The organism is Streptomyces formicae, assembly GCF_002556545.1.
Classification (GTDB): domain Bacteria; phylum Actinomycetota; class Actinomycetes; order Streptomycetales; family Streptomycetaceae; genus Streptomyces; species Streptomyces formicae_A.
In genome coordinates this window covers 3,188,982-3,213,410 of record NZ_CP022685.1, presented here as the reverse complement: position 1 = coordinate 3,213,410, position 24,429 = coordinate 3,188,982, and the positions used below count along the sequence as shown (strand labels likewise).

Sequence of the window (24,429 nt, the reverse complement as noted above, 5' to 3'; positions counted from 1 at the left end):
CACCTGTGCGTACGCTCTGTGCTTCGACGCTGATCGGCGAGTTCTTCATCATCGGCTTCGCCGGTCTGGTCGCCATGAAGGACCCGGACCTGACCATGGGCACGGTCTGGACGGTCAGCGGCATCGCGATGCTCCTGTGCGTGCTGCTGTGCGGCGTGATCACCCGGCCCGGCGGGGTGCAGCTCGGCTGGGCTCTGCAGATCGCGCTGATCGCGAGCGGGTTCGTGGTGCCGATGATGTTCTTCATGGGGGCGGTGTTCGCCGCCCTCTGGTGGGCGTCGGTCCACTTCGGGCGCAAGATCGACGAAGCGAAGGCCAGGTTCGCCGCACAGGCCGCGGAAGCGGCTTGACGCCACGGTTCTGGTTGATCGGCACCGGGGCTGTGCCCACCCGTGCCGCCCTGCGGCACGATTGCCCACAGAGCATCGGTATCGTGCGGCCCATCCCTTGTGATCGTCAAAGATCTTAAAAACACCTCTTGGAGCCGCACATGAGCCAGCGCACCCTCGTTCTCCTCAAGCCCGACGCCGTTCGTCGTGGTCTGGTCGGCGAGATCATCGGCCGGATCGAGCGCAAGGCGGGCTGGACGATCTCCGCGCTGGAGCTGCGTTCGCTGGACCAGGAGACCCTGGAGCAGCACTACGGCGAGCACCAGGGCAAGCCTTTCTACGAGCCGCTGGTCGCCTTCATGTCGTCCGGCCCCGTCGTCGCCCTCGTCGTCGACGGTGAGCGGGTCATCGAGGGCGTGCGCACGCTCGCGGGTCCGACCGACCCGATCGCCGCGGCGCCCGGCTCGATCCGCGGCGACTTCGGCACCATCGTCCGGGAGAACCTGATCCACGCCTCGGACTCCGAGGAGTCCGCCGAGCGCGAGCTCAAGATCTTCTTCCCGGGGCTCGCGTAACCAGCTCGTATCGTCTTCTGACATCACGTCAGCGACACGCCGCCTCGACCAGGGACGGCCGATGAAATTCGGCCGTCCTTTGGCATATGCACCCCAATTGGGGGAACCCGTGCCTCCGATGGCACGTCTCCAAGGGCGGGGCGGTACATCATCTGCTGACAATGGCGAAGACCCTCGCGCCGTCTCAGCGCGGCCGAGACTACGATGGAAGCCTCCACCGCCACACAGCACCCACCTCGCCTACCTAAAAAGCCCTTACACGCTCCACTAGGGAAGGCCAGACGCATCCTCATGGGGAACAACATGTCGTTCATCGGCCGTGACATGGCTGTCGACCTCGGGACCGCCAACACGCTGGTGTACGTCAGGGGTCGGGGGATCGTACTCAACGAGCCGTCCGTCGTCGCGATCAACACCAACACCGGTGGCATTCTCGCGGTCGGCGCCGAAGCGAAGAAGATGATCGGGCGCACGCCCGGCAACATCGTTGCGGTGCGCCCGCTGAAGGACGGCGTCATCGCCGACTTCGAGATCACCGAGCGCATGCTCCGCTACTTCATCCTGAAGATCCACAAGCGGCGTTACCTCGCCCGCCCGCGCGTCGTCGTCTGTGTGCCCTCGGGCATCACGGGAGTCGAGCGCCGCGCCGTCATCGAGGCCTCCTCGCAGGCCGGCGCGCGCCAGGTGCACATCATCGAGGAGCCCATGGCCGCGGCCATCGGCTCCGGCCTGCCGGTCCACGAGGCCACGGGCAACATGGTGGTGGACATCGGCGGCGGCACCACCGAAGTGGCCGTCATCTCGCTCGGCGGAATCGTCACGGCACAGTCGATCCGCGTCGCGGGCGACGAGCTGGACAACGCGATCATCCAGCACATCAAGAAGGAGTACTCCCTCCTCCTCGGCGAGCGCACGGCCGAGCAGATCAAGATCACCATTGGTTCGGCGTACGACATGGACGCCGACGAGCACACCGAGATCCGCGGCCGGGACCTGGTCTCCGGGCTGCCCAAGACCGTCGTCATCTCCGCCGCCGAGGTCCGCAAGGCCATCGAGGAGCCGGTCAACGCCATCGTCGACGCGGTCAAGACGACCCTCGACAAGTGCCCGCCCGAGCTCTCCGGTGACGTGATGGACCGCGGCATCGTTCTCACCGGGGGCGGCGCTCTGCTGCGCGGCCTCGACGAGCGACTGCGCCGGGAGACGGGCATGCCGATCCACATCGCCGAGGACCCGCTGGACAGCGTGGCGCTCGGCTCGGGCAAGTGCGTCGAGGAGTTCGAGGCGTTGCAGCAGGTGCTCGACGCCCAGCCGCGCAGATGATCACGCGCGGATGACCTGACGCGAACACCCTTGGAAGGGGTCCGCCGTACGAGTGCCTGCCACCTCGTGCGGCGGACCGTTGATATAGAGGCAAGGCAGAGGGATCCCCCAGACCCCCCGTGGGACGCGCAGATTCCACGGAATCCGATTGAGGAAGGCACGCCGCCGCACGTGAGGGACACACGAGAGAGCCGGCTGCTCCTGGTGCTGCTGGTAGCCATCGCGTTCGCATTGATCACGGTGGACATCCGCGGCGGCGAGGACTCACCGGTCGACGGTGCCCGCCAGGCCGCCGCCACCGTCTTCGGCCCGGTCGAGGAGGGTGTCTCCTCCGCCGTCGACCCGGTCGGCAACGCGATCGGCGCGGTCCGCGACTCCGGCGACCGCCACGACCGCATCGCCGAACTGGAGCGCCAGAACGCCGCGTTGAAGGCGAAGCTCGGCAGCGACGACCGCAACCGCAGCCGCGTGCGGCAGCTCGACAGCATGCTGAAGAAGGCCGGCGCGGGACAGTACGGCATCAAGGGTGCCGAGGTCATCGGCATAGGAGCGGCCCAGGGCTTCTCCTGGACCGTCACCATCGACGCCGGCGCGAACGACGGACTCAAGCGCGACATGACCGTCCTGAACGGCGAGGGCCTCGTCGGCCGCGTCACCACGGTCGGCCCCGACACCGCGACCGTCCTGCTCGCCAACGACCCCGACTTCACCGTCGGCACCCGCATGGAGAAGACCGACGAGCTCGGCTTCGCCACCGGACAGGGCGACCGACCGCTCTCCGTCCAACTGCTCAACGGCAAGGCCAAGGTCAAGAAGGGCGACCGCTTCGTCACCTTCGGCTCGCAGAAGGACAAGCCGTTCGTGCCCGGCGTGCCCGTCGGCGAGGTCGTCCGCGTCGACCCCTCGGGCGGCGACCTCACCCGCAACGTCTACGTGAAGCCGTACGTCGGGTTCACCAAGCTCGACATCGTCGGCGTCGTCGTCCAGGCGCCCCGCGAGGACCCGCGGGACACGGTCCTGCCGCCCAAGCCCGCCAAGCCCAAGCCGACCCCGACGGTCACCGTCACGGCCACCCCGCCGGGCAAGCCCGAGGGCGACGGCGCCGACAACGGCAACGAGCAGTAGGAGACCGGACCCATGCGCTTCAACCGAATCCTGCTCTCCGCCACCCTGGTCGTCGTCGCCCTGGTCATCCAGGTCAGCGTCCTGGCCAGACTCCAACTGCCCGGCGCGGTCCCCGACCTGGTGCTGCTCACCGTCCTCGGCCTCGCCCTGGTCTACGGCCACGTCGGCGGCGCCCTGGTCGGCTTCGGCGCCGGACTGCTCTGCGACCTGGCACCGCCCGCCGACCACGCGGCAGGGCGCTACGCGCTCGTGCTCTGCGTCATCGGCTACCTCGCGGGCCTGGCCAAGCCCGAGACCGGACGGCTGCGCTCCGCGAGCGGCCCGCTCGTCGTGGTCGTCGGGGCCGCGCTCGGCTCGACCCTGCTCTACGCGGGCGTCGGCGCCCTCGTCGGCGACACCGCGGCCCGCCACGTGGGCCTGGGCGGACTCCTCTTCACCGCGGCGCTCTACGACCTGCTGCTCGCGCCGTTCACCGTGCCGCTGATCATCGCCCTGGCCCGGCGCGCGGAGAACGACCCGCTGGGCGAGGGCTCCCCGGCCAACAAGGCCGCCGACGTCTCCGCGGGCTGGCTCTCCTCCGGCACCGGACTGCGCATCGGCAACCAGCGCGGCGGCCTGCGGGCCAAGGCGGCCAAGGCACGCGTCGCACGCGCCGGACGCATCAAGGGGGTCAAGCGCCTGTGAGGTCGCAGCACTTCGCCGACCGCACCGCCGATCGCACCGGGGGACCGGGCATGGCCCACACCAGGGGAGGGGAGAAGTGACCAACATTCCGGAGACCGGCCGGACCCCACGGGTCCAGATCCGGCTCGTCGTCATCCAGATCCTCGTCGTATCCCTTCTGCTCACCCTCGGCGGGCGCCTCTGGTACCTCCAGATCCGCAACGGCGAGGAGTACGCCAAGGAAGCGTCGGGCAACCACGTCCAGCAGGTCGTCCAGCCCGCCGTGCGCGGCTCGATCCTGGACGCGCGCGGCGTGCCGATCGCCGACAACCAGACCCGCCTCGTCGTCTCCGCGTCCCGCACGGACCTGATGAAGATGAAGGACGACGGCAAGGCGGTCCTCGCCAAGCTCGCCGACGTGCTCGGCATGAGCCCCAAGGACGTCGGCGACAAGGTCCGCCTCTGCGACGCCAAGACCCCTCAGCCCTGCTGGAACGGCTCGCCCTACCAGCCGATCCCGATCACCGACGAGGCCACGCCCAAGCAGGCCCTGCAGATCCGCGAGCGCTCCGAGGACTTCCCCGGCATCACCGCCGAACCCACCGCCGTGCGCCGCTACGCCGCCCCCGGCAAGTCCAACACCGCGCAGGTCCTCGGCTACCTCTCCCCGGTCACCGACGACGAGATCAACAAGGCCAAGGACAGCGACTCGCCCTACCTCCGCTCCGACCAGGTGGGCCGCTCCGGCCTTGAGCGCACGTACGACAAGCAGCTGCGCGGCAAGGCGGGCGTCACCCGCTACGAGGTGGACAACCTCGGCCGCGTCATCGGCAAGGCCAAGTCCGACAAGGCCGAGCCCGGCGCGAACGTGGTCACCAGCATCGACGCGCGCGTGCAGGCCGTCTCCGAGTACTGGCTCAACGACGCCATGAAGAAGGCCCGCCACGAGTTCGACAAGAACACCGGCGAGAACTACAAGGCCGACGCGGGCGCCGTCGTCGTCATGGAGAACAAGACCGGACGGATCGTCTCCATGGCGTCCAACCCGGCGTACGACCCGAACGCCTGGGTCGGCGGCATCTCCGGCAAGGACTACGCCAGGCTCACCGGCAAGAAGTCGAACTACCCGCTCCTGAACCGCGCGATCCAGGGCCAGGCCGCACCGGGCTCGATCTTCAAGGTCATCCCGACGACCGCCGCGGTCAACGCGGGCTACGAGTTCAACGGGCGCTATCCCTGCCCCAGTTCGTACTCGATCGGCGGCCAGACCTTCAAGAACTTCGAGTCCAAGGGCCACGGCAACATCACCCTCGGCCAGGCACTCGAGGTCTCCTGCGACACCGTCTTCTACAAGCTCTCGCACGACCAGTGGGCCAAGGACGGCGGCAACAAGCCGAAGAAGGACGCCAAGGACTGGTTCTACAAGACCGCCCACCAGTTCGGCCTCGGCAAGGAGACCGGCATCGACCTGCCCAACGAGGTCACAGGACGCGTCCCGGACCGCCAGTGGAAGAAGGACTACTGGAAGGCCAACAAGGACGGCTGGTGCAAGCAGGGCAAGAAGAGCGGCGACTACACCGAGCGCATCGCGTACGAGAACTGCCTCGAAGGCATGAAGATGCGCGCCGGTGACTCGGTCAACTACTCGATCGGCCAGGGCGACACCCTCGTCACCCCGATCCAGATGGCCACCATCTACTCGGCCATCGGCAACGGCGGCACGCTCTACAACCCCACCGTCGGCAAGGCGATCATCAGCGCCGACGGCAAGCAGGTCCAGGAGATCGCGCCCAAGTCGCACGGCAGGCTGCCGATGAACGCCGCGCTGCACAAGGACATAGACGGTGCCCTCGCGGACGTCGCGACCCGCGGCACCGCCGCCTGGCGCTTCGGCGGCTGGCCCCAGGACAAGATCCCGATGCACGCCAAGACCGGTACCGCCGAGGTCTACGGCAAGCAGACCACCTCGTGGTTCGCGACGTACACCAAGGACTACTCGATCATCATGACGATCTCCCAGGGCGGTACGGGTTCCGGCGCCTCGGGACCCGCCGTCCGCAAGATCTACGACGCGATCTATGGCCTGGACGACAGCGGCAAGCAGGACCTGAAGAAGGCGCTCCTGCCCCAGCCGCAGAAGGACCTGCCGAAGATCGAGACCGACGGCTCCATCGACTCGCCCAAGCTCAAGCCGTACAAGCCCGAGGCCCCCAAGCCCCCGGCCGGACAGCAGGAACTGGCCGGCGCCCCGAACAACTGGAGGCGGGACTGATGACCGGCAGTGGCTTCTCCGTCTCCGGATACGGACCCGAACGCTCCAACATGTCGCGGCTGCTCGCCCGCGACTCGATAGTGCGCCGGCTCGACTGGCCCATGCTGCTCGCCGCCCTCGCGCTCTCCGCGATCGGCGCCGCGCTCGTCTACTCCGCGACCCGCAACCGCACCGAGCTGGTCGGCGACGACCCGTACGCCTTCCTGATCAAGCACGTCATCAACGTCGGCATCGGCCTCGCCCTGATGGTGGGCACGGTCTGGCTCGGCCACCGCACCCTGCGCACCGCCGTGCCGATCCTCTACGGCGTCTCGGTCTTCCTCGTCCTGCTGGTCCTGACCCCGCTCGGCGCGACCATCAACGGCGCCCACGCGTGGATCGTGATCGCGGGCCAGTCGCTCCAGCCGTCCGAGTTCTGCAAGATCACGATCATCCTGGGCATGGCGATGCTGCTCGCCGCCCGGGTCGACGCGGGCGACAGGGAACACCCCGACCACCGCACGGTCGTCCAGGCCCTGGGCCTCGCCGCCGTCCCCGTCATGATCGTCATGCTGATGCCCGACCTCGGCTCGGTCATGGTGATGGCGATGATCGTGCTCGGCGTCCTGCTCGCCTCCGGCGCCTCCAACCGCTGGGTCTTCGGCCTGCTCGGCGCGGGCGTCGCGGGTGGCGTCGCCATATGGCAGCTCGGCGTCCTCGACGACTACCAGATCGCCCGCTTCGCCGCCTTCGCCAACCCCGCGCTCGACCCCGCGGGCGTCGGCTACAACACCAACCAGGCCCGCATCGCGATCGGCTCGGGCGGCCTCACCGGCACCGGCCTCACCCACGGCTCCCAGACCACCGGACAGTTCGTCCCCGAGCAGCAGACGGACTTCGTCTTCACGGTCGCGGGCGAGGAACTCGGCTTCGTCGGCGCGGGCGCCATCCTGCTCCTGCTCGGCGTCGTCCTGTGGCGCGCCTGCCGCATCGCGCGCGAGACCACCGAGCTCTACGGCACGATCGTCGCCGCGGGGATCATCGCCTGGTTCGCCTTCCAGGCCTTCGAGAACATCGGCATGACGCTCGGCATCATGCCGGTCGCGGGCCTTCCGCTGCCCTTCGTGTCGTACGGAGGCACGTCGATGTTCGCGGTCTGGGTGGCCGTCGGACTGCTCCAGTCGATCAAGGTGCAACGGCCGATGTCGGCGTAGCGCCCTTCCGGGACGTCTTTTCCGGGGCATCTTTGGTACTGCCCAGCGCCCCGGATCGCGTCTAGATTCGGTTCATGGCGGAGACGAAGCGCGAGATCGAGCGGAAGTACGACGTCGGGGCGGATGCCGAGCTGCCCGACCTGTCCGGCGTCGCCGGAGTCGCGGACGTCGTCGACAAAGGCGTCGTCGAACTGGACGCCGTCTACTGGGACACCCCCGACCAGCGCCTCGCCGCCGCCTCCATCACCCTGCGCCGCCGCACCGGCGGCGACGACGCGGGCTGGCACCTCAAGCTGCCGGTCTCGCTCGCGGAGGGCGTGCGCGACGAGGTCAGGGCCCCGCTCTCGGACGCCGTGCCGCGCGCCCTGCTCGGCCTGGTGCGCTCCCGGGTGCGCGAGGCCCGACTCGTCCCCGTCGTCCGGCTGTTGTCGGCCAGGAACCTGCGCCACCTCCTCGACGCGGACGGCGCGCTGCTCGCCGAGGTCAGCATCGACGGCGTACGCGCCGAGCGGCTCACCGGGGGCGGCGCCACCACCGCGTGGTCCGAGGTCGAGGTGGAGCTCGCGGACGACGGCGACCCCGCGCTCCTCGACAAGGTCGAGAAGAAGCTGACGAAGGCGGGCGTGCGGCGCTCCTCCGCCGCGTCGAAGCTCGGCAGGGCGCTGGCGGAGACCGCGCCGAAGGGACGCAAGTCCAAGAAGGGCGGGCCCGAGGGGGCCGAGCCCGGCAAGGCCGTGCCCGAGGGAGCCGTCAGGCGCGGGAAGAAGGCGGGCAAGGCCGAGGCCGTCGCCGACGCGGTGCGCGAGGCCGTCGGCGAGGGACCGGGCACCGCCGCCGACCACGTCCTCGCCTACCTCCGCGCCCAGCGCGACGCCATCGTCTCCCTCGACCCGGCCGTCCGCCGCGACCTGCCCGACTCCGTGCACCAGATGCGGGTCGCCACGCGGCGGATGCGCAGCGCCTTCAAGACGTACCGGAAGATCCTCGACCGCACCGTCACCGACCCCGTGGGCGACGAACTCAAGTGGCTCGCGGGCGAGTTGGGCGTCGACCGCGACCAGGAGGTGCTCACCGAGCGGCTCACCGCCCGCATCGACGCACTGCCAAGGACCCTCCTGCTCGGGCCGGTGCGCGGCCGCCTCCGCATCTGGACCGTCGCCCGCCGCACCGGGTCCCGGCGCAGGACCGTCGCCGTGCTCGACGGCAAGCGGTACCTGGCGCTCCTGGACACCGTCGACGCGCTGCTCGCCGCGCCCCCGCTGCGCGGTGCCGCCACCGCCGCGCCCTCCGACGCCCTCCCCAAGGCGCTACTCAAGGAGTACGCGCGCCTCGCGGCCCGCGTCGAGCACGCCCTGGAACAGCCGCCGGGCACGGCGCGCGACCTCGCGATGCACGACGCCCGCAAGGCCGCCAAGCGCGCCAGGTACGCGGGCGAGGCGGCGACCCCGGCCCTCGGTAAGCCCGCCAAGCGGTTCGCCAAGCGGATGAAGTCGGTCCAGACCGTGCTGGGCGACCACCAGGACAGCGTGGTCGCCCGCGAGGCCCTGCGGGCGCTCGCGATCCAGGCCCACCTGGCCGGGGAGACGGCCTTCACCTGGGGGCTTCTGTACGGGCAGGAGGAGGCGTCGGGGACGGAGCGGGAGCGGGAGCTGCCGGGGGTGTGGGCGCGGGCGTCCGAGGGGAAGGTGCGGGCGGCGCTGGGCGGCTGAACGCCGGGGTACGCTTGATGGTCACCCCTGCCAGCTCATGAGAACCTGCCGAAAGACGCTGTGATGCCTGTCGAGTCCGTCTTCCCACGCCTGGAAGCGCTTCTCCCGCACGTCCAGAAGCCCATCCAATACGTCGGCGGAGAGCTCAACTCCACCGTCAAGGACTGGGACTCCTGTGACGTCCGCTGGGCGCTCATGTACCCGGACGCGTACGAGGTCGGGCTGCCCAACCAGGGCGTCATGATCCTTTACGAGGTGCTCAACGAGCGTGAGGGCGTCCTCGCCGAGCGCACGTACAGCGTGTGGCCCGACCTGGAGGCCCTGATGCGCGAGCACCAGGTCCCGCAGTTCACCGTTGACGCGCACCGCCCCGTCGGCGAGTTCGACGTCTTCGGGCTCAGCTTCTCCACGGAGCTCGGGTACACGAACATGCTGACCGCCCTCGACCTCGCGGGCATCCCGCTGGAGTCGAAGGACCGCACCGTCGACGACCCGATCGTGCTCGCCGGCGGCCACGCCGCCTTCAACCCCGAGCCGATCGCCCAGTTCATCGACGCCGCGGTCATCGGCGACGGCGAGCAGGCCGTGCTCGACATGACGGCGATCATCCGCGAGTGGAAGGCCGAGGGCCGCCCCGGCGGCCGCGAGGAGGTCCTCTTCCGGCTCGCGCGGACCGGGTCCGTCTACATCCCGGGGTTCTACGACGTCGAGTACCTCCCCGACGGCCGCATCGGCCGCGTCGTGCCGAACAGGTCCGGCGTCCCGTGGCGCGTGTCCAAGCACACCGTCATGGACCTCGACGAGTGGCCTTACCCCAAGCAGCCCCTCGTGCCGCTCGCGGAGACCGTCCACGAGCGCATGTCCGTCGAGATCTTCCGCGGCTGCACCCGCGGCTGCCGTTTCTGCCAGGCCGGCATGATCACGCGCCCCGTGCGGGAGCGAAGCATCACCGGCATCGGCGAGATGGTGGACCGCGGTCTCAAGGCGACCGGCTTCGAAGAGGTCGGCCTGCTCTCGCTCTCCTCCGCGGACCACACCGAGATCGCCGACGTCGCCAAGGGCCTCGCCGACCGGTACGAGGAGGACAAGATCGGCCTGTCCCTCCCCTCGACCCGCGTGGACGCCTTCAACATCGACCTCGCGAACGAGCTGACCAGGAACGGCCGCCGTTCGGGTCTGACGTTCGCCCCCGAGGGCGGCAGCGAGCGGATGCGCAAGGTCATCAACAAGATGGTCTCCGAAGAGGACCTGATCCGCACCGTCGCGACCGCGTACGGCAACGGCTGGCGCCAGGTGAAGCTGTACTTCATGCTCGGCCTGCCCACCGAGACCGACGAGGACGTCCTGCAGATCGCGGACATGGCGGCGAACGTCATCGCCAAGGGCCGCGAGGTCGCGGGCAACGACATCCGCTGCACGGTCTCCATCGGCGGCTTCGTGCCCAAGCCGCACACGCCGTTCCAGTGGGCCCCGCAGCTCTCCTCCCAGGAGACGGACGCCCGTCTGGAGAAGCTCCGCGACAAGATCCGCGGCGACAAGAAGTACGGCCGCTCGATCGGCTTCCGCTACCACGACGGCAAGCCCGGCATCGTCGAGGGCCTGCTCTCGCGCGGCGACCGCCGCATCGGCGCCGTCATCCGCGCCGTCTACGAGGAGGGCGGCCGCTTCGACGGCTGGCGCGAGTACTTCTCGTACGAGCGCTGGATGCGCTGCGCCGAGAAGACGCTGCCCGAGGTGGGCGTCGACGTCGACTGGTACACCACGCGCGAGCGTACGTACGAGGAGGTCCTGCCCTGGGACCACCTGGACTCCGGTCTCGACAAGGACTGGCTCTGGGACGACTGGCAGGACTCGCTCGACGAGACCGAGGTCGACGACTGCCGCTGGACCCCCTGCTTCGACTGCGGTGTCTGCCCGCAGATGCAGACCGAGATCCAGATCGGCCCGACCGGCAAGAAGCTCCTGCCGCTCACGGTCGTGAAGTAAGCCGAGACACCTGACAGTGCCTCAACTCGCCCCGCCCTCGGGCCTGGTGCACCGCTCCTTCATCGCCGCGATGGAGGAGTTCCGGGCCGAGGGGCGCGGCGGCCCCGACGACGACACGACGCTCGGCCGCACCCTGTGCGACTACGGCGGACGGTGGCAGGACCCCGCCGTCTTCGCGTCGTACGTCGCCGAGGTCCGCTCCGCCGCGTACCCCGCAGAACCGCTCGGCGTCCCCGTCACCACCCTCTGGTACAGCGAAGGCGCCGACTACCTCGGCCGCATCTCCGTGCGCCACAGCGTCGCCACGCGCTTCCTGCGCGAGTACGGCGGCCACATCGGCTACGACGTGCGCCCCACCGCCCGCCGCCGCGGCCACGCCACCGACATGCTCCGCGGCGCCCTGCCGCACGCGGCCGGTCTCGGCCTGGCATCCGTCCTGGTGACCTGCGACACCGACAACGTCGGCTCCCGCAAGGTCATCGAGGCCGCGGGCGGCGCCTTCGAGGACGAGCGCGGCGGAAAGCTGCGCTACTGGATCCGAACCGACACCGCACGCGTCTAGGACGACATGGACCTGGAGAAACGGCCTGTCGAGCAGGCCGAGCAGCCCCCGCGGCCCGCCGCACCGCCGCAGGCCGAGGGCTGTCTCGCCGTCGCGATCCGTGTCCCGGTGCGGATCGTGGTGCTCGTCCTCGTCGTCCCGGTGCGCCTGGTCTGGGACGCGCTCGCCGTCTGCGGCCGCTTCGTCTACGCCAACGCCCTGCGCCCGGTCGGGCGGGGCCTCGGCGTGGTCCTGACGTGGTTGCTGAAGGCCGTGTTCGTGTGGCCGTGGGTGGGTCTTTGGCGGTACGTGGTGGTGCCGGTCGGCATCGCGCTCGCGTGGCTGGGGCGGACGCTGATCGTGGTGCCCGCGGTGTGGCTGTACGAGAACGTGCTGACCCCCCTCGGGCACGGGCTCGCGTGGCTGGGGCGGACCTTCGTGGTGGTGCCCGCCGCATGGCTGTACGCGCGCGTGCTGACACCGATCGGACACGGCCTCCGCTGGCTGGCCCGTGCCTTCGGCACCGGCGTCGCCGCTGCCGGGCGGGGTGTCGGCGCGGTCCTGACGTGGTTGCTGAAGGCCGTGTTCGTGTGGCCGTGGGTGGGTCTTTGGCGGTACGTGGTGGTGCCGGTCGGCATCGCGCTCGCGTGGCTGGCGCGGACGCTGATCGTGGTGCCCGCCGTGTGGCTGTACGCGTACGTCCTGACGCCCGTCGGCCGCGGGATCGCCTGGCTCCTGCGCATGCTCCTCGTGGTGCCCGTCGTCGCCCTGTGGCGATGGGTGCTCGCGCCGGTCGGGCGGGCGATCGCCGTCGTCGCGCGCGAGGTCGGCGACGCGCTCGGGCACGCCTGGCGCGTCGCCGGGCACCTCTCGCTCGTCGTGGGCCGCTTCCTCGGCAGACTCCTTCGGTGGATCTTCGTCGAGCCGGTCCGCTGGGCGTACCGGACGGTGTTCACACCCGTCGGGCACGTGGTCCGCGACCTGGTGTGGCGCCCGGCCGCCGCGGCCGCCCGCAGTGTCGGCCGCACCGCGCGGGCGGCCATCGCATCGGCCCGCGCCAGCGTCCGCCAGGCCAGGGCCGACGTGCGGCGGATGCTCTTCGGGGCGCCGAGGGAGCCCGTGCCGGTACCGGTACCGGCGGCCCGGCGGGAACAGGACACGCCGGAGACACGTACTCTAGGTAGCAGTACGACCGCACTCATGAAGGACTGACGACACTGGGCAAGCGACAGCCCGTAGGCCCGCCGCCCGCACCCGCGGTGCAGCGCATCCGTCTGCGCTACACCAAGCGCGGCCGCCTCCGGTTCACCAGCCACCGTGACTTCCAGCGTGCCTTCGAGCGCGCGTTGCGCCGCGCCGAGGTGCCCATGGCGTACTCGGCCGGGTTCACTCCGCACCCCAAGGTGTCGTACGCCAATGCCGCACCCACCGGCACCGGCAGTGAGGCCGAGTACCTGGAGATCGCGCTCACCGCGCCGCGCGACCCGGAGAAGCTCCGGGCGCTCCTCGACGAGTCGATGCCCGCGGGGCTCGACATCGTCGACGCCGTCGAGTCCCACACCTCCGGACTCGCCGACCGTCTGACCGCTTCCGTCTGGGAGCTGCGCCTGAACGGCGTGGAGCCCGCCGAAGCGGAGCGCGCCGCCGGTCTCTTCCGGGCCGCCGAGACGGTCGAGGTGCAGCGCCGCACGAAGAACGGCATGCGCACCTTCGACGCGCGCGAGGCGGTCGTGAGCCTCGCGGTGGTCACCGATGACGAAGTGATCACTCACGACACTGATAGGCCGAGCGACAAGCCCTGTGCGATACTGCGGCTGGTTGTTCGGCACGTGACACCTGCCGTACGACCTGACGACGTCCTGTCCGGTCTCCGAGCTGTGGCCGACCTGGCGCCGCCGGTCCCCGCAGCGGTGACCAGGCTGGCGCAGGGGCTTTTCGATGAAGAGACCGGCACGGTGACCGACCCGCTCGCGCCCGACCGCGAGGCAGTCACGGCCGCAGAACCTACGGCCGCCGTACCTGCCGCCGCGAAGGCGCCGGCGCCGGAAGGCCCCCGCTAAAGGACGTACGTCAAAGCGCCGCCCTCGTACTCGGGAGCCACCTGGGTCGGGCAGCGCACTGACCGAGACTTTCGCCAGGCCGTCCGCACTTGGGCGTACGGAACCGGCGAGACAAGACATAGAGAGCTCCCGTGCGGCGCCCACGCCCCCGGATGGCGGCCCCGCGCACCTAGCGCGAGCCGCGGACATCACCGGATCAGGCGCGGCGCCCGGGAGCGTGACGGGAGAACCGCCCGCATGCTTGAGCCGAACGAACCCGCCGAGGGCTCGCAGAACAACAACACCCCCAGCGACACCCTGCCGCCGCGCCGTCGGCGCCGTGCCGCGTCGCGCCCCGCGGGTCCGCCCGGGGGCAAGGCCGCGGCCGCCGAGGCTCCGGCCATACCGGCCGCCCCCGCCGCCGACGAGATCGACGAGGTCGAAGAGACCGAAGAGGTGGCCGAGACCACCGAGGCTCCGGCGCAGGCCGCCGAGCCCACCCCCGAACCCGAGGCCGCCCCGGCGCCGCGCACGCGCCGTCGTGCGACCCGTCGGGCCTCCGCCCCCGCCGGTGCGCCGCAGGCCGCCGCCGAGGTGACGGAGCCCGCCGAGGCCGCCGCGCCCGCCGCCGAGTCCACCCCGGAGCCCGAGGTCGCCCCGGCGCCGCGCACGCGTCGCCGTGCCACCCGTCGCGCCTCCGCTCCCACCGGTGCGCCGAAGGCCGCCGCCGAGGAGACCCCCGCGGTCGAGGAGGCCCCCGCCAAGGCCGAGCCCGTCGCCGAGCCGGTCGCCGACGAGGCCGCTCCGGCCGTCGAGGAGGCCGCGCCGCGCCGTTCGCGCCGCCGTGCCACCCGCACCGCGTCCGCGCCCGCCGGTGAGCCGAAGGCCGCCGAGCAGGCGCCCGTCGAGCAGCCCGCTGCCGAGAAGGCCGCTGCCGAGAAGCCCGCCGTCGAGGAGGCCGCCGAGGCCGAGGCCGCTCCGGCCCCGCGCCGTCGCCGCGCCACCCGCAAGACCGCCGCCACCGGTTTCTCGGCGCCCGCCGGCCACAGGGCCCGCAAGGCCCAGAACGCCGACGACTCCGGCGAGGACGGCGGCCGCAAGCCCCGCCCCGCCGTCGCCGTCTTCCAGGCGCCGGTCTTCGCCGCGCCGATGTTCCAGACCCCCGAGAGCGCCGCGGCGGCTGCCGCGGCCGAGGCCGCCGAGGAGCGCGAGGAGCGCGTCGAGCCGGTCGAGGCCGCCCCGGTCGCGCAGGAGGAGGCGGCCCCGCGCCGTCGCCGCCGTCGTCGTGCCGCGGACGAGCAGCCCGCGGCCGAGGAGCGCGAGCCCGTCAAGGCCGCCGCCGAGCAGCCCGCCGCCGAGCCCGTCGAGGAGGCCGCGGCCGAGCAGTCCGAGGCCGACGACGACAACGAGGACTCCGGCGAGCGCCAGGGCCGTCGCCGTCGTCGTGGTGGCCGTCGCCGTCGCCGCGGTGACTCCGCCGACCAGGACGGCGAGCAGAACGACGCGTCCGACGAGGCCGCCGCCGAGCAGTCCGACGAGGACGCCACGGACGAGGCCGAGCAGGACGCCGACGACGCGGAGGAGACCGAGTCGGCTTCGGAGTCCGGTGGTTCCGGCTCCAGCAGCAGCCGTCGCCGTCGCCGCCGTCGTCGTCGCGCCGGTGACTCCGCCGAGGGCGAGCCGGGCGACGGCGACCCGGAGCGTACGGTCGTCAAGGTCCGTGAGCCGCGCAAGAAGGAAGAGCGCGAGCCCGGCACCGGCGCCGACGAGGTCCAGTCCATCAAGGGCTCGACCCGTCTCGAGGCCAAGAAGCAGCGCCGCCGCGAGGGCCGTGAGCAGGGCCGTCGTCGTGTGCCGATCATCACGGAGGCCGAGTTCCTGGCCCGCCGTGAGGCCGTCGAGCGCGTGATGGTCGTCCGCCAGAACGGCGAGCGCACCCAGATCGGCGTCCTCGAGGACAACGTGCTCGTGGAGCACTACGTCAACAAGGAGCAGGCCACCTCCTACGTCGGCAACGTCTACCTGGGCAAGGTCCAGAACGTGCTGCCGTCCATGGAGGCCGCCTTCATCGACATCGGCAAGGGCCGCAACGCGGTCCTGTACGCCGGTGAGGTCAACTTCGAGGCGCTCGGCATGGCCAACGGGCCGCGCCGCATCGAGTCCGCCCTGAAGTCGGGCCAGTCGGTCCTCGTGCAGGTCACCAAGGACCCGATCGGCCACAAGGGCGCCCGCCTGACCAGCCAGGTCTCGCTGCCGGGCCGCTACCTGGTCTACGTGCCCGAGGGCTCGATGACCGGCATCAGCCGCAAGCTGCCCGACACCGAGCGCGCGCGTCTGAAGACCATCCTCAAGAAGATCGTCCCCGAGGACGCGGGCGTCATCGTGCGCACCGCCGCCGAGGGCGCGAGCGAGGACGAGCTGCGCCGCGACGTCGAGCGTCTGCAGCAGCAGTGGGAGGACATCCAGAAGAAGGCGAAGGCGGCGTCGACGAGCTCGCCGAGCCTGCTGTACGGCGAGCCGGACATGACCGTCCGCGTCGTGCGCGACATCTTCAACGAGGACTTCTCCAAGGTCATCGTGAGCGGTGACGACGCCTGGGGGACCATCCACGGATACGTCTCGCACGTCGCGCCCGACCTGGCGGACCGCCTCTCCAAGTGGACGTCCGAGGTCGACGTCTTCGCGACGTACCGGATCGATGAGCAGCTCGCCAAGGCGCTCGACCGCAAGGTCTGGCTGCCCAGCGGCGGTTCGCTGGTGATCGACAAGACCGAGGCGATGATCGTCGTCGACGTCAACACCGGCAAGTTCACCGGGCAGGGCGGCAACCTCGAAGAGACCGTCACGAGGAACAACCTCGAGGCGGCCGAGGAGATCGTGCGCCAGCTGCGCCTGCGTGACCTCGGCGGCATCGTCGTCATCGACTTCATCGACATGGTCCTGGAGTCCAACAGGGACCTGGTCCTGCGCCGCCTGCTCGAATGCCTGGGCCGCGACCGCACCAAGCACCAGGTCGCCGAGGTCACCTCGCTGGGTCTCGTGCAGATGACCCGCAAGCGCGTCGGCCAGGGCCTCCTGGAGTCCTTCTCCGAGACCTGCGTCCACTGCAACGGCCGCGGCGTCATCGTGCACATGGAGCAGCCCACCTCCGCCGGTGGCGGCGGCAAGCGCAAGAAGCGCGGGCGCGGCGGCTCCGAGCACGGTCAGGACACCGGCCACGAGCACACGCACGAGCACGAGTCCGACCACGCGGAGCACTCCGAGACCGAGGCCGAGGTCGCGGCGGAGGTCGCCGCTCCGGTGGCGCTGCCCGAGCCCGAGTTCGTCCCGGACGAGGAGCTGTACAGCAGCGCGGCCGAGGCCGAGGCGGCTGTTTCCCGCGGCCGTTCGCGGCGCCGGGCGACCCGTCGCGCGTCGGCTCCCGCCGGTGCGCCGCGGGCGGAGTCCGCTCCGGTCGAGGCCCCGGAGGCCGAGGTCGAGCCCGAGCGGGCCGAGGCCCCCAAGGCCGCTTCGAAGAGGTCGGGCAAGAAGGCCAAGGCGGCGCAGAAGGCGGCCAAGGCCGAGGCCGCTGAGGTCGCCGAGGCCAAGGAGCCGGTCGTCGTCGAGGACGAGGCGCCGCGTGCGGCCGCCCCGGCCGCCGAGGACCCGGTCGTCGGTACGCCCGAGGCCGCGCAGGAGGCCGCCGCCCAGGCGCCCGTGGACGACGCCGCGCCCAAGGGCCGTACGCGTCGTCGCGCGGTCCGCAAGGCGACGTCGCCCGCCGGTTCGCCGAAGGCCGCCGAGAGCGTCGAGGCCGCCGAGGTGGTCGTGGCGCAGGCGCCCAAGGAGGCCGTCGAGGCCGAGCCGGTGGCGGAGCCCGTCGCCGAGCCCGTGGCCGACGCCGCGCCCGCCCGTCCGCGCCGCCGTGCGGTGCGCAAGGCCACCGCGCCGACCGCGTCCGAGGAGTCGGCCGTCATGGTCGTCCCGTCGGAGAAGGAGAAGGCCGCGGAGCCGACCGCGTCCGACGCGGCCGCCGACGCTCCCGCCGAGGAGGCCGCCCCGGCCAAGAAGGCGGCGCGCAAGACGGCCAAGAAGGCGACGGCGAAGAAGGCCGCCACCACCAAGAAGACCGCGGCCAAGAAGACGGCCGCCAAGAAGACGACGGCCAAGAAGGCGTCGAAGACGACGGCGAAGAAGGCCGCGGCGGCGGAGCAGTCGCCGTCCGGTGTCTCCGCGACCGCCGCCAGCGAGGGCTGACCCCTTCGCGCCTCCGGTGCCCCCTGTTCGGCGATCTCGCCGGCAGGGGGCACCGCTGTGTCAGGGGAACGGCGTCGCCGCAGCTCGAAAGGCTGAAGTGCGGCCCCTGGCCTTGGAGCGGGGGGAGTTACCTGTAAAACTCATGCGATCCGATAAGAGCACGGGGGCGTGAGTGCGAGGTGGGGGAGACCGCGCGTCCATGCCGGGGGAGGGATGGCGGATGGCGCACGCGCGCCTGTGGGGCACGGGGCGACACCGTGCGGTGAAACCGGTCAAGGGCGCCCGCCGGGCGGTGGCGCTCGCCACGGTCCTCTCGGCGGCGGGGCTCCAGGCCGTGGGGTCCGCGGGGGCCGCTCGGGCGGACACCGCGCCGACCTGGACCGAGGGCCCGATCTTCAACGATCCGAAGGGCGACGCCGACCACCAGTACGCGATACGCACGCGGCTCCTCGAACTGACGAACTCCGCAGTCCCTGGCTCGACGATCAAGGTCGCGGTCTACCACGTGTGGGAGGCCACCGTCGTCGACGCGCTGGTGGCCGCCAAGAACCGCGGTGTGCACGTGCAGATCCTGCTCGACGAGACCAGCAGGAGCGACCGGCCGGCGAACACCTCGTACAACACGCTCAAGACGGCGCTCGGCACCGACAGGAGCAAGCCGTCGTTCGTGTCGCTCTGCCCCGCGGGGAAGTCCTGTCTGGGCGATCCGCGGTACGGCAAGTCGATCATGCACAACAAGTTCTGGCTGTTCTCCGAGGTGGCGGGCGCCAGGGACGTCGTCGTACAGACCACGTCGAACTCGACGCCGTCGGCGCACACCAAGTTCTTCAACGACGCGCTGCTGCTGCCCGACAACCCCGCGATGTACGACGCGTACGCGGACTACTTCACCGACATGCTCGGCAAGCGCTGGCAGGACTGGGACTACCGCACGGTCAGCAGCGGCCGCTACAAGTCGTACTTCTTCCCGCGCAACGGCACGGTGAACGAGACCGACACCATGTACTCGGTCCTGAACAACGTGCGGTGCGTGTACAAGGACGCGGCGGGCGTGCAGCAGCAGACCAAGGTGCGGGCCGCCATCTTCAAGATCACGCGGAAGCAGATCGCCGACAAGCTCGTCGCGCTGAAGAAGGCGGGCTGCTCGGTGAGCATCCTGTACGCCGAGACGGACAGCGCCAGGAGCCAGAACGGCACCCCGGGCACCTGGGAGCAGCTGCACAAGTCCGGCGGCCCCTCCGTGCGCTGCTACAACGACGACAGGGACCCGCTGCACCCCGGCAGCAGGCTGGGGACGCCGTACATCGTCCACTCGAAGTACCTGCTGGTCGACGGCATGTACGACGGCAAGCGGAACAAGCTCTCCTTCACCGGTTCGCAGAACTACACGGCGCCCGCGCTGCGCGAGAACGACGAGGCGATCGTGAAGGTCGACGACGACTCGGTGCACGACACCTACCGCGCGCACTTCGACCGCACGCGGGCGGTGGCCTGGCCGGGCAGCGCCGACAAGACCGATCTGTGCAAGGGCGTCAAGCCGCTGCCGCCGGACGGCGAGAATCCCACCACGTGAGCGGGGGCGCGGGGCCGGTTTGACCCTCGCGGGCGGGCCCCGTAACCTTGACCGTCGGCGTGTTCATATGCACGACCACCCCCTGTAAACCTTTTTCCTTCCGGGCCGCGGGCACTGCTCCGGGCCTGGGAGAGGCCGTCTGCTTCTGTGGGCGGCTGGACTGCGGGGGTCCCGTTCCGAGCGAGAGAGAGATCCGCGTGTACGCCATCGTGCGCAGCGGTGGTCGCCAGCACAAGGTTGCTGTCGACGACATCGTTGAGGTTGACAAGATTTCCACTGCCAAGGTTGGCGACACGGTCGAGCTCTCGACCCTGCTCGTTGTCGACGGTGACGCTGTGACCAGCGACCCGTGGGTCCTTGCCGGCATCAAGGTGCAGGCCGAGGTCGTGGACCACCACAAGGGCGTCAAGATCGACATCCTTCGGTACAAGAACAAGACCGGCTACCGCCGTCGTCAGGGTCACCGTCAGCAGTACACGGCGATCAAGATCACCGGTATCCCGACGGCTGCGAAGTAAGGGACTGAGACAAGATGGCACACAAGAAGGGCGCATCGTCCACTCGGAACGGGCGCGATTCCAATGCTCAGCGGCTCGGCGTGAAGCGCTTCGGCGGTCAGGTCGTCAACGCCGGTGAGATCCTGGTCCGCCAGCGCGGTACCCACTTCCACCCGGGCTCGGGCGTCGGCCGCGGCAAGGACGACACCCTGTTCGCGCTGGACGCGGGTGCGGTGGAGTTCGGCACCCACCGTGGCCGCAAGGTCGTGAACATCGTTCCGGTCGCCGTCTGAGTCTGTCTTCACGACTGACTGGGCGCTCGTCGAGCGAGTTCTGCGAGTTTCTGCGAGGGCGGACCTCTCTTCCCGATGATCGGGAAGCGGGTCCGCCTTTCGCGTGTTGTAAATAGTTACAGCACACGGTTAAGACATTTCCGCACGTTTCTGGAGGCACCGAACCATGACCACCTTCGTGGACCGCGTCGAGCTGCATGCCGCCGCGGGTAACGGGGGCCACGGCTGTGCCTCCGTCCACCGTGAGAAGTTCAAGCCGCTCGGCGGCCCCGACGGTGGCAACGGCGGTCGTGGCGGCGACGTGATCCTGGTCGTCGACCAGGACGTCACCACGCTGCTCGACTACCACCACAGCCCGCACCGCAAGGCCACCAACGGCCAGCCCGGCGCCGGTGACAACCGCTCCGGCAAGGACGGCCAGGACCTGGTCCTGCCCGTCCCCGACGGCACGGTCGTCCTCGACAAGGAAGGCAACGTGCTCGCCGACCTGGTCGGCCAGGGCACCACCTTCGTCGCGGGCCAGGGCGGCCGCGGCGGCCTCGGCAACGCGGCGCTGGCCTCCGCCCGGCGCAAGGCCCCCGGCTTCGCGCTGCTCGGTGTGCCCGGCGAGGAGCGGGACGTCGTCCTGGAGCTCAAGACCGTCGCCGACGTCGCGCTCGTGGGCTACCCGAGCGCGGGCAAGTCCTCGCTGATCTCCGTGCTGAGCGCGGCGAAGCCGAAGATCGCGGACTACCCGTTCACCACGCTCGTCCCCAACCTCGGTGTGGTGACGGCGGGTTCGACCGTCTACACCGTCGCCGACGTGCCCGGGCTCATCCCCGGCGCCAGCCAGGGCCGCGGCCTGGGCCTCGAGTTCCTGCGGCACGTCGAGCGGTGCAGCGTGCTCGTGCACGTCCTGGACACGGCGACCCTGGAGTCCGACCGCGACCCCGTCTCCGACCTCGACGTCATCGAGGCCGAGCTGCGGGAGTACGGCGCGGGCCTGGAGAACCGTCCCCGCATCGTCGTCCTCAACAAGATCGACGTACCCGACGGACAGGACCTCGCGGACCTCGTCAGGCCCGACCTGGAGGAGCGCGGCTACCGCGTCTTCGAGGTGTCGGCCGTGGCGCACAAGGGCCTCAAGGAGCTGTCCTTCGGCCTGGCCGAGCTGGTCGCCGCGGCGCGTGCCGCCAAGCCGAAGGAGGAGGCGACCCGCATCGTCATCCGTCCCCAGGCCGTCGACGACTCCGGCTTCACGGTCAAGCGCGAGGACGACGGTATCTTCCGCGTGCGCGGCGAGAAGCCGGAGCGCTGGATCCGCCAGACCGACTTCAACAACGACGAGGCCGTCGGCTACCTCGCGGACCGGCTCAGCCGCCTCGGCGTCGAGGACGAGCTGATGAAGGCGGGCGCCCGCAACGGCGACGGCGTCGCCATCGGCCCCGAGGAGAACGCGGTCGTCTTCGACTGGGAGCCGACGATGATGGCCGGTGCGGAGATGCTCGGCCGTCGTGGCGAGGACCACCGTCTGGAAGCGCCCAGGCCCGCCGCTCAGCGGCGCAGGGACCGCGAGGCGGAGCGGGACGAGGCACAGAAGGCGTACGACGACTTCGAGCCGTTCTAAGCGCCCGAAGGGGCGCGGGGAACCGCGCCACCAGCCACGACGCACCCGCGGATGTGGACTGTGCTGCCACGCAAGGAACGGGCCCCGGAGCTTCTGCTCCGGGGCCCGTCTCGTATGTCGGCGCTTACGCCGTGACCGCGTCCTCCGCGCCGTTCTGCTCCGCGGCGGTCGGGTCCATCTCCATCTCCTCCGCCGCGTCCTCCGCGGCGCGCTGGCCGGGGATCTCCGCGTCGACGCGGGCCGACATGCGCACCCGGCGCTCGTCGGCCTTGGCGCACAGGGCCAGGGCCGCCGCGTTGAAGCGGACGAGCGAGGGCGGGTCGGAGGGGCCGAGGAGGTGCTCCTTGAGCCCGGCCCTGGCCTCCGCGTACGCGTCGAGCTCAGGGTCGCGCACGGCCCTCAGGAGGTCCGCGACGCCGTCGGCCTCGGGGGCGAGGATCGTCGCCGCCGACGCGGTGGGGAAGCTCGCCCGGAACTCCGCCTCCGACATGCCCGCCGTGTTGGCGACGGCGTACGGCTTCTCGCTGGTCAGCCAGTCGGAGACGACCGAGGAGACATCGCTGATCAGCAGGTCGGCCTGGTTGAAGCAGGAGAAGATCGCCGGTCGCGCGGAGGTGATGATCTGGTGCTCCCACTCGGGGAAGGAGGCCCAGAACGCCGCCTCCCAGGCGGCCGTCGCCTCGGCCACCGCGGCCTGTGCGTCACCGTCGGGGGCGCCCTGGAGCATCATCCGCTCCTGTTCGTCCGCGCTCTTGCGGAACTTGCGGGCGGTCAGCTCGTCCAGGGCCGCGGTGCGCCGCTCCAGCTCGGCGGCGGCATCGGGGCCGGGGCGCGCGCCGGAGCGCTTGGTGTTGGCCGCCAGGATCATCGCCTTGATGCGCTCGTTGGCGGCGCCCGCCTCCGGGTTCTGCGAGCCGGTCATCGGGTGCGGCTTGTAGAGGAGGCGCACACCGGGGTCGGCGAGCAGCTCGCGCACGATGTTCTCGCCCGCGAGGACCACCGAGGTGTTGCCGGGGTTGCCGTCCCAGCCCTCCCAGGTGGGGGCGTACAGGACGGTGGTGTAGGCCCCGGTGGGCGCGCCCGTGGACGGGCGGATCGGGGACAGCTGGGGGCGGCCGACCTCGACCACGTCCTTGTCCTCGACGCCGATGTCGGCGGCCTGGTAGCGGTCGCGCGCGGCGGGCCCGGCGACCCACACCTCGTCGTACGCCTTGGCGTAGGGGTTGCAGGACGACAGCTTGTCGCTCTCGCCGTGGTTGATGAAGGCGTGCTTGATGCTGGGGATGCGCAGGACCTGCGAGGTCTTCGCGGCGTTCGCCGGGTGCAGCATCATCTTCAGCGTCGAGGTCTCCAGCGAGAACAGCGTCGCGACCTTCGGGAAGCAGATGATCGGCACGTCCGTGGCGTCGATCTTCTGCACCATGAACCGCTCGCGCAGCACGATCAGCGGCTTGCCGTCGAGCTGGGAGAGGGTGGAGAGCCACATGTTGGCCTGGTAGGCGGACGTGGTGCCGCCGGAGAAGTACATCGCGACGGTCGGCTTGTAGTCGGCGAGCCACTCGTCGAGCCACTCCAGGACCCGCTGGTCGTTCTTCGCGCGCTTCTTCGGCAGCAGCCAGGTGGCGAGGTAGAGGGCGCCGGCGCCGATGAGCGCGATGGAGATGCCGAGTCCGATGCCGCCCCAGTAGGCGTCCGTGGTCACCGCGGTGAGCATCAGGCCGATGGTGGCGGGCACCGAGAAGGTCAGCAGGCGGTGGGCCTGGCGGCGCGAGAGGATCCGCGGGGGAGCGGCCGTGAGGTGCAGCTTCGAGGTGTCCACGTTGCGCGTGACGATCGGCAGCGCGCGGCTGCGGCGCACCAGGACGGCGGCGGCCTGGCAGCCGAAGTGCAGGGCGTAGAAGGCGAGCAGCGCGATCGTCAGGGGGGACTGCTCGGACAGCGGCGAAATGCCGTCGATGCGCAGCAGTCCGACCAGGATCAGCATGTCGCGCAGGAGCTGGCGCACCGTGACGTCGAAGCGGATCTTGCCAAGGAGGGAGAGCAGCCCCGGCTGCTTGTACTGCAAGTAGATGTCGAGCGCGAGGTTCGCCACGGCCGCGGCGACGAATACCGGGACGTAGGGGAGCAGCGCGGTCACGAGCTGGGTCGTGAAGAGCGCGAGCATCGCGAACAGCGCGGTCAGCTGCACGATGCGACGGGGGGCGAGTCCGGCAGAGGGCACGGGCTTGGGCTCCTGGCGGGGATGGGGGAGAGGGACTGGGGGGAAGGCGACCACTGACCGTATGACGTGCGGAGGCTCCCTAGCAATTTTTCGTGACGACAATCACCGATTAAAGGGGCAAAGAGACTGAACCTCGGAGGCCCTTTCTCCCTCTGACTTAAATACACCCGCCGAAAAGGACCTCGTTCCGCCCCTCGGAATGCGGGGGCGTTCCCGCCGCTCCCTCGCGTAGATTGCTGGTCCGGAGC

18 protein-coding genes are annotated in these 24,429 nt (G+C 70.7%); 17 read left to right on the top strand and 1 reads right to left on the bottom strand.

Features of this window, described 5'->3' with window-relative positions:
- The first annotated feature begins 5 nt into the window (after positions 1–5).
- The 17 genes from KY5_RS13735 (at position 6) to obgE (ending at position 21,960) form a co-directional block, all read left to right on the top strand.
- Positions 6–350, top strand: coding sequence for a DUF4233 domain-containing protein (locus KY5_RS13735; protein WP_098242516.1), 345 nt, complete (start codon positions 6–8; stop codon positions 348–350).
- A gap of 140 nt (positions 351–490) precedes the next feature.
- Positions 491–904, top strand: coding sequence for a nucleoside-diphosphate kinase (gene ndk / locus KY5_RS13730; protein WP_098242515.1), 414 nt, complete (start codon positions 491–493; stop codon positions 902–904).
- A gap of 303 nt (positions 905–1,207) precedes the next feature.
- Positions 1,208–2,227, top strand: coding sequence for a rod shape-determining protein (locus KY5_RS13725; protein ID WP_030362602.1), 1,020 nt, complete (start codon positions 1,208–1,210; stop codon positions 2,225–2,227).
- Between the two features lie 171 nt (positions 2,228–2,398).
- Positions 2,399–3,352: a rod shape-determining protein MreC gene (gene mreC / locus KY5_RS13720; RefSeq protein ID WP_098242514.1), complete on the top strand. Its 954-nt coding sequence runs from the start codon at positions 2,399–2,401 to the stop codon at positions 3,350–3,352.
- A 12-nt stretch (positions 3,353–3,364) separates the two neighbouring features.
- On the top strand, positions 3,365–4,036 hold the full coding sequence (mreD, locus tag KY5_RS13715) for a rod shape-determining protein MreD (protein ID WP_098242513.1): 672 nt from the start codon (positions 3,365–3,367) through the stop codon (positions 4,034–4,036).
- Positions 4,037–4,112: 76 nt separating this feature from the next.
- Entirely contained in the window at positions 4,113–6,287 is a 2,175-nt protein-coding gene (gene mrdA / locus KY5_RS13710) for a penicillin-binding protein 2 (protein WP_098242512.1), read from the top strand.
- Positions 6,287–7,480 carry a rod shape-determining protein RodA gene (rodA, locus tag KY5_RS13705; RefSeq protein ID WP_098242511.1) on the top strand — a complete coding sequence of 398 codons (1,194 nt, stop codon included), beginning with the start codon at positions 6,287–6,289 and terminating at the stop codon, positions 7,478–7,480. Before mrdA ends, rodA begins: the two co-directional genes overlap by 1 nt.
- Positions 7,481–7,554: 74 nt before the next feature.
- Positions 7,555–9,189, top strand: a complete 1,635-nt coding sequence (locus tag KY5_RS13700; protein WP_098242510.1) for a CYTH and CHAD domain-containing protein — start codon at positions 7,555–7,557, stop codon at positions 9,187–9,189.
- Between the two features lie 63 nt (positions 9,190–9,252).
- Complete coding sequence (locus KY5_RS13695) at positions 9,253–11,175, top strand: TIGR03960 family B12-binding radical SAM protein (RefSeq protein WP_199843065.1); 1,923 nt, start codon at positions 9,253–9,255, stop codon at positions 11,173–11,175.
- A 16-nt stretch (positions 11,176–11,191) separates the two neighbouring features.
- On the top strand, positions 11,192–11,737 hold the full coding sequence (locus KY5_RS13690; RefSeq protein ID WP_418952772.1) for a GNAT family N-acetyltransferase: 546 nt from the start codon (positions 11,192–11,194) through the stop codon (positions 11,735–11,737).
- A gap of 6 nt (positions 11,738–11,743) precedes the next feature.
- A complete protein-coding gene (locus tag KY5_RS13685; RefSeq protein WP_098242508.1) occupies positions 11,744–12,928 on the top strand; it encodes a hypothetical protein in 1,185 nt (394 codons plus the stop codon).
- 47 nt (positions 12,929–12,975) lie between these two features.
- Positions 12,976–13,776, top strand: a complete 801-nt coding sequence (locus tag KY5_RS13680; RefSeq protein ID WP_098242507.1) for a TIGR03936 family radical SAM-associated protein — start codon at positions 12,976–12,978, stop codon at positions 13,774–13,776.
- A gap of 237 nt (positions 13,777–14,013) precedes the next feature.
- A complete protein-coding gene (locus tag KY5_RS13675; RefSeq protein WP_098242506.1) occupies positions 14,014–17,991 on the top strand; it encodes an Rne/Rng family ribonuclease in 3,978 nt (1,325 codons plus the stop codon).
- Between the two features lie 220 nt (positions 17,992–18,211).
- A complete protein-coding gene (locus KY5_RS13670; protein WP_098242505.1) occupies positions 18,212–19,564 on the top strand; it encodes a phospholipase D-like domain-containing protein in 1,353 nt (450 codons plus the stop codon).
- 197 nt (positions 19,565–19,761) lie between these two features.
- Entirely contained in the window at positions 19,762–20,082 is a 321-nt protein-coding gene (rplU, locus tag KY5_RS13665) for a 50S ribosomal protein L21 (protein ID WP_055555985.1), read from the top strand.
- A gap of 14 nt (positions 20,083–20,096) precedes the next feature.
- The gene (gene rpmA, locus KY5_RS13660) at positions 20,097–20,354 is read left to right on the top strand and encodes a 50S ribosomal protein L27 (RefSeq protein ID WP_055555987.1); all 258 of its coding nucleotides are present in this window, start codon (positions 20,097–20,099) and stop codon (positions 20,352–20,354) included.
- A gap of 166 nt (positions 20,355–20,520) precedes the next feature.
- Positions 20,521–21,960: a GTPase ObgE gene (gene obgE / locus KY5_RS13655; protein WP_098242504.1), complete on the top strand. Its 1,440-nt coding sequence runs from the start codon at positions 20,521–20,523 to the stop codon at positions 21,958–21,960.
- Positions 21,961–22,084: 124 nt separating this feature from the next.
- On the opposite strand, the gene KY5_RS13650 is transcribed toward obgE, so the two are convergent.
- Positions 22,085–24,181, bottom strand: coding sequence for a hypothetical protein (locus KY5_RS13650; RefSeq protein ID WP_098242503.1), 2,097 nt, complete (start codon positions 24,179–24,181; stop codon positions 22,085–22,087).
- Between the last annotated feature and the right edge of the window lie 248 nt (positions 24,182–24,429).

Excerpts from the sequence above, each read along its gene's own strand:
- ndk (WP_098242515.1), top strand. The coding sequence starts at position 491 with ATGAGCCAGCGCACCCTCGTTCTCCTCAAGCCCGACGCCGTTCGTCGT.
- KY5_RS13725 (WP_030362602.1), top strand. The coding sequence starts at position 1,208 with ATGTCGTTCATCGGCCGTGACATGGCTGTCGACCTCGGGACCGCCAAC.
- mreD (WP_098242513.1), top strand. The coding sequence starts at position 3,365 with ATGCGCTTCAACCGAATCCTGCTCTCCGCCACCCTGGTCGTCGTCGCC.
- rodA (WP_098242511.1), top strand. The coding sequence starts at position 6,287 with ATGACCGGCAGTGGCTTCTCCGTCTCCGGATACGGACCCGAACGCTCC.
- KY5_RS13700 (WP_098242510.1), top strand. The coding sequence starts at position 7,555 with ATGGCGGAGACGAAGCGCGAGATCGAGCGGAAGTACGACGTCGGGGCG.
- KY5_RS13695 (WP_199843065.1), top strand. The coding sequence starts at position 9,253 with ATGCCTGTCGAGTCCGTCTTCCCACGCCTGGAAGCGCTTCTCCCGCAC.
- KY5_RS13685 (WP_098242508.1), top strand. The coding sequence starts at position 11,744 with ATGGACCTGGAGAAACGGCCTGTCGAGCAGGCCGAGCAGCCCCCGCGG.
- KY5_RS13675 (WP_098242506.1), top strand. The coding sequence starts at position 14,014 with ATGCTTGAGCCGAACGAACCCGCCGAGGGCTCGCAGAACAACAACACC.
- KY5_RS13670 (WP_098242505.1), top strand. The coding sequence starts at position 18,212 with ATGGCGCACGCGCGCCTGTGGGGCACGGGGCGACACCGTGCGGTGAAA.
- rpmA (WP_055555987.1), top strand. The coding sequence starts at position 20,097 with ATGGCACACAAGAAGGGCGCATCGTCCACTCGGAACGGGCGCGATTCC.
- obgE (WP_098242504.1), top strand. The coding sequence starts at position 20,521 with ATGACCACCTTCGTGGACCGCGTCGAGCTGCATGCCGCCGCGGGTAAC.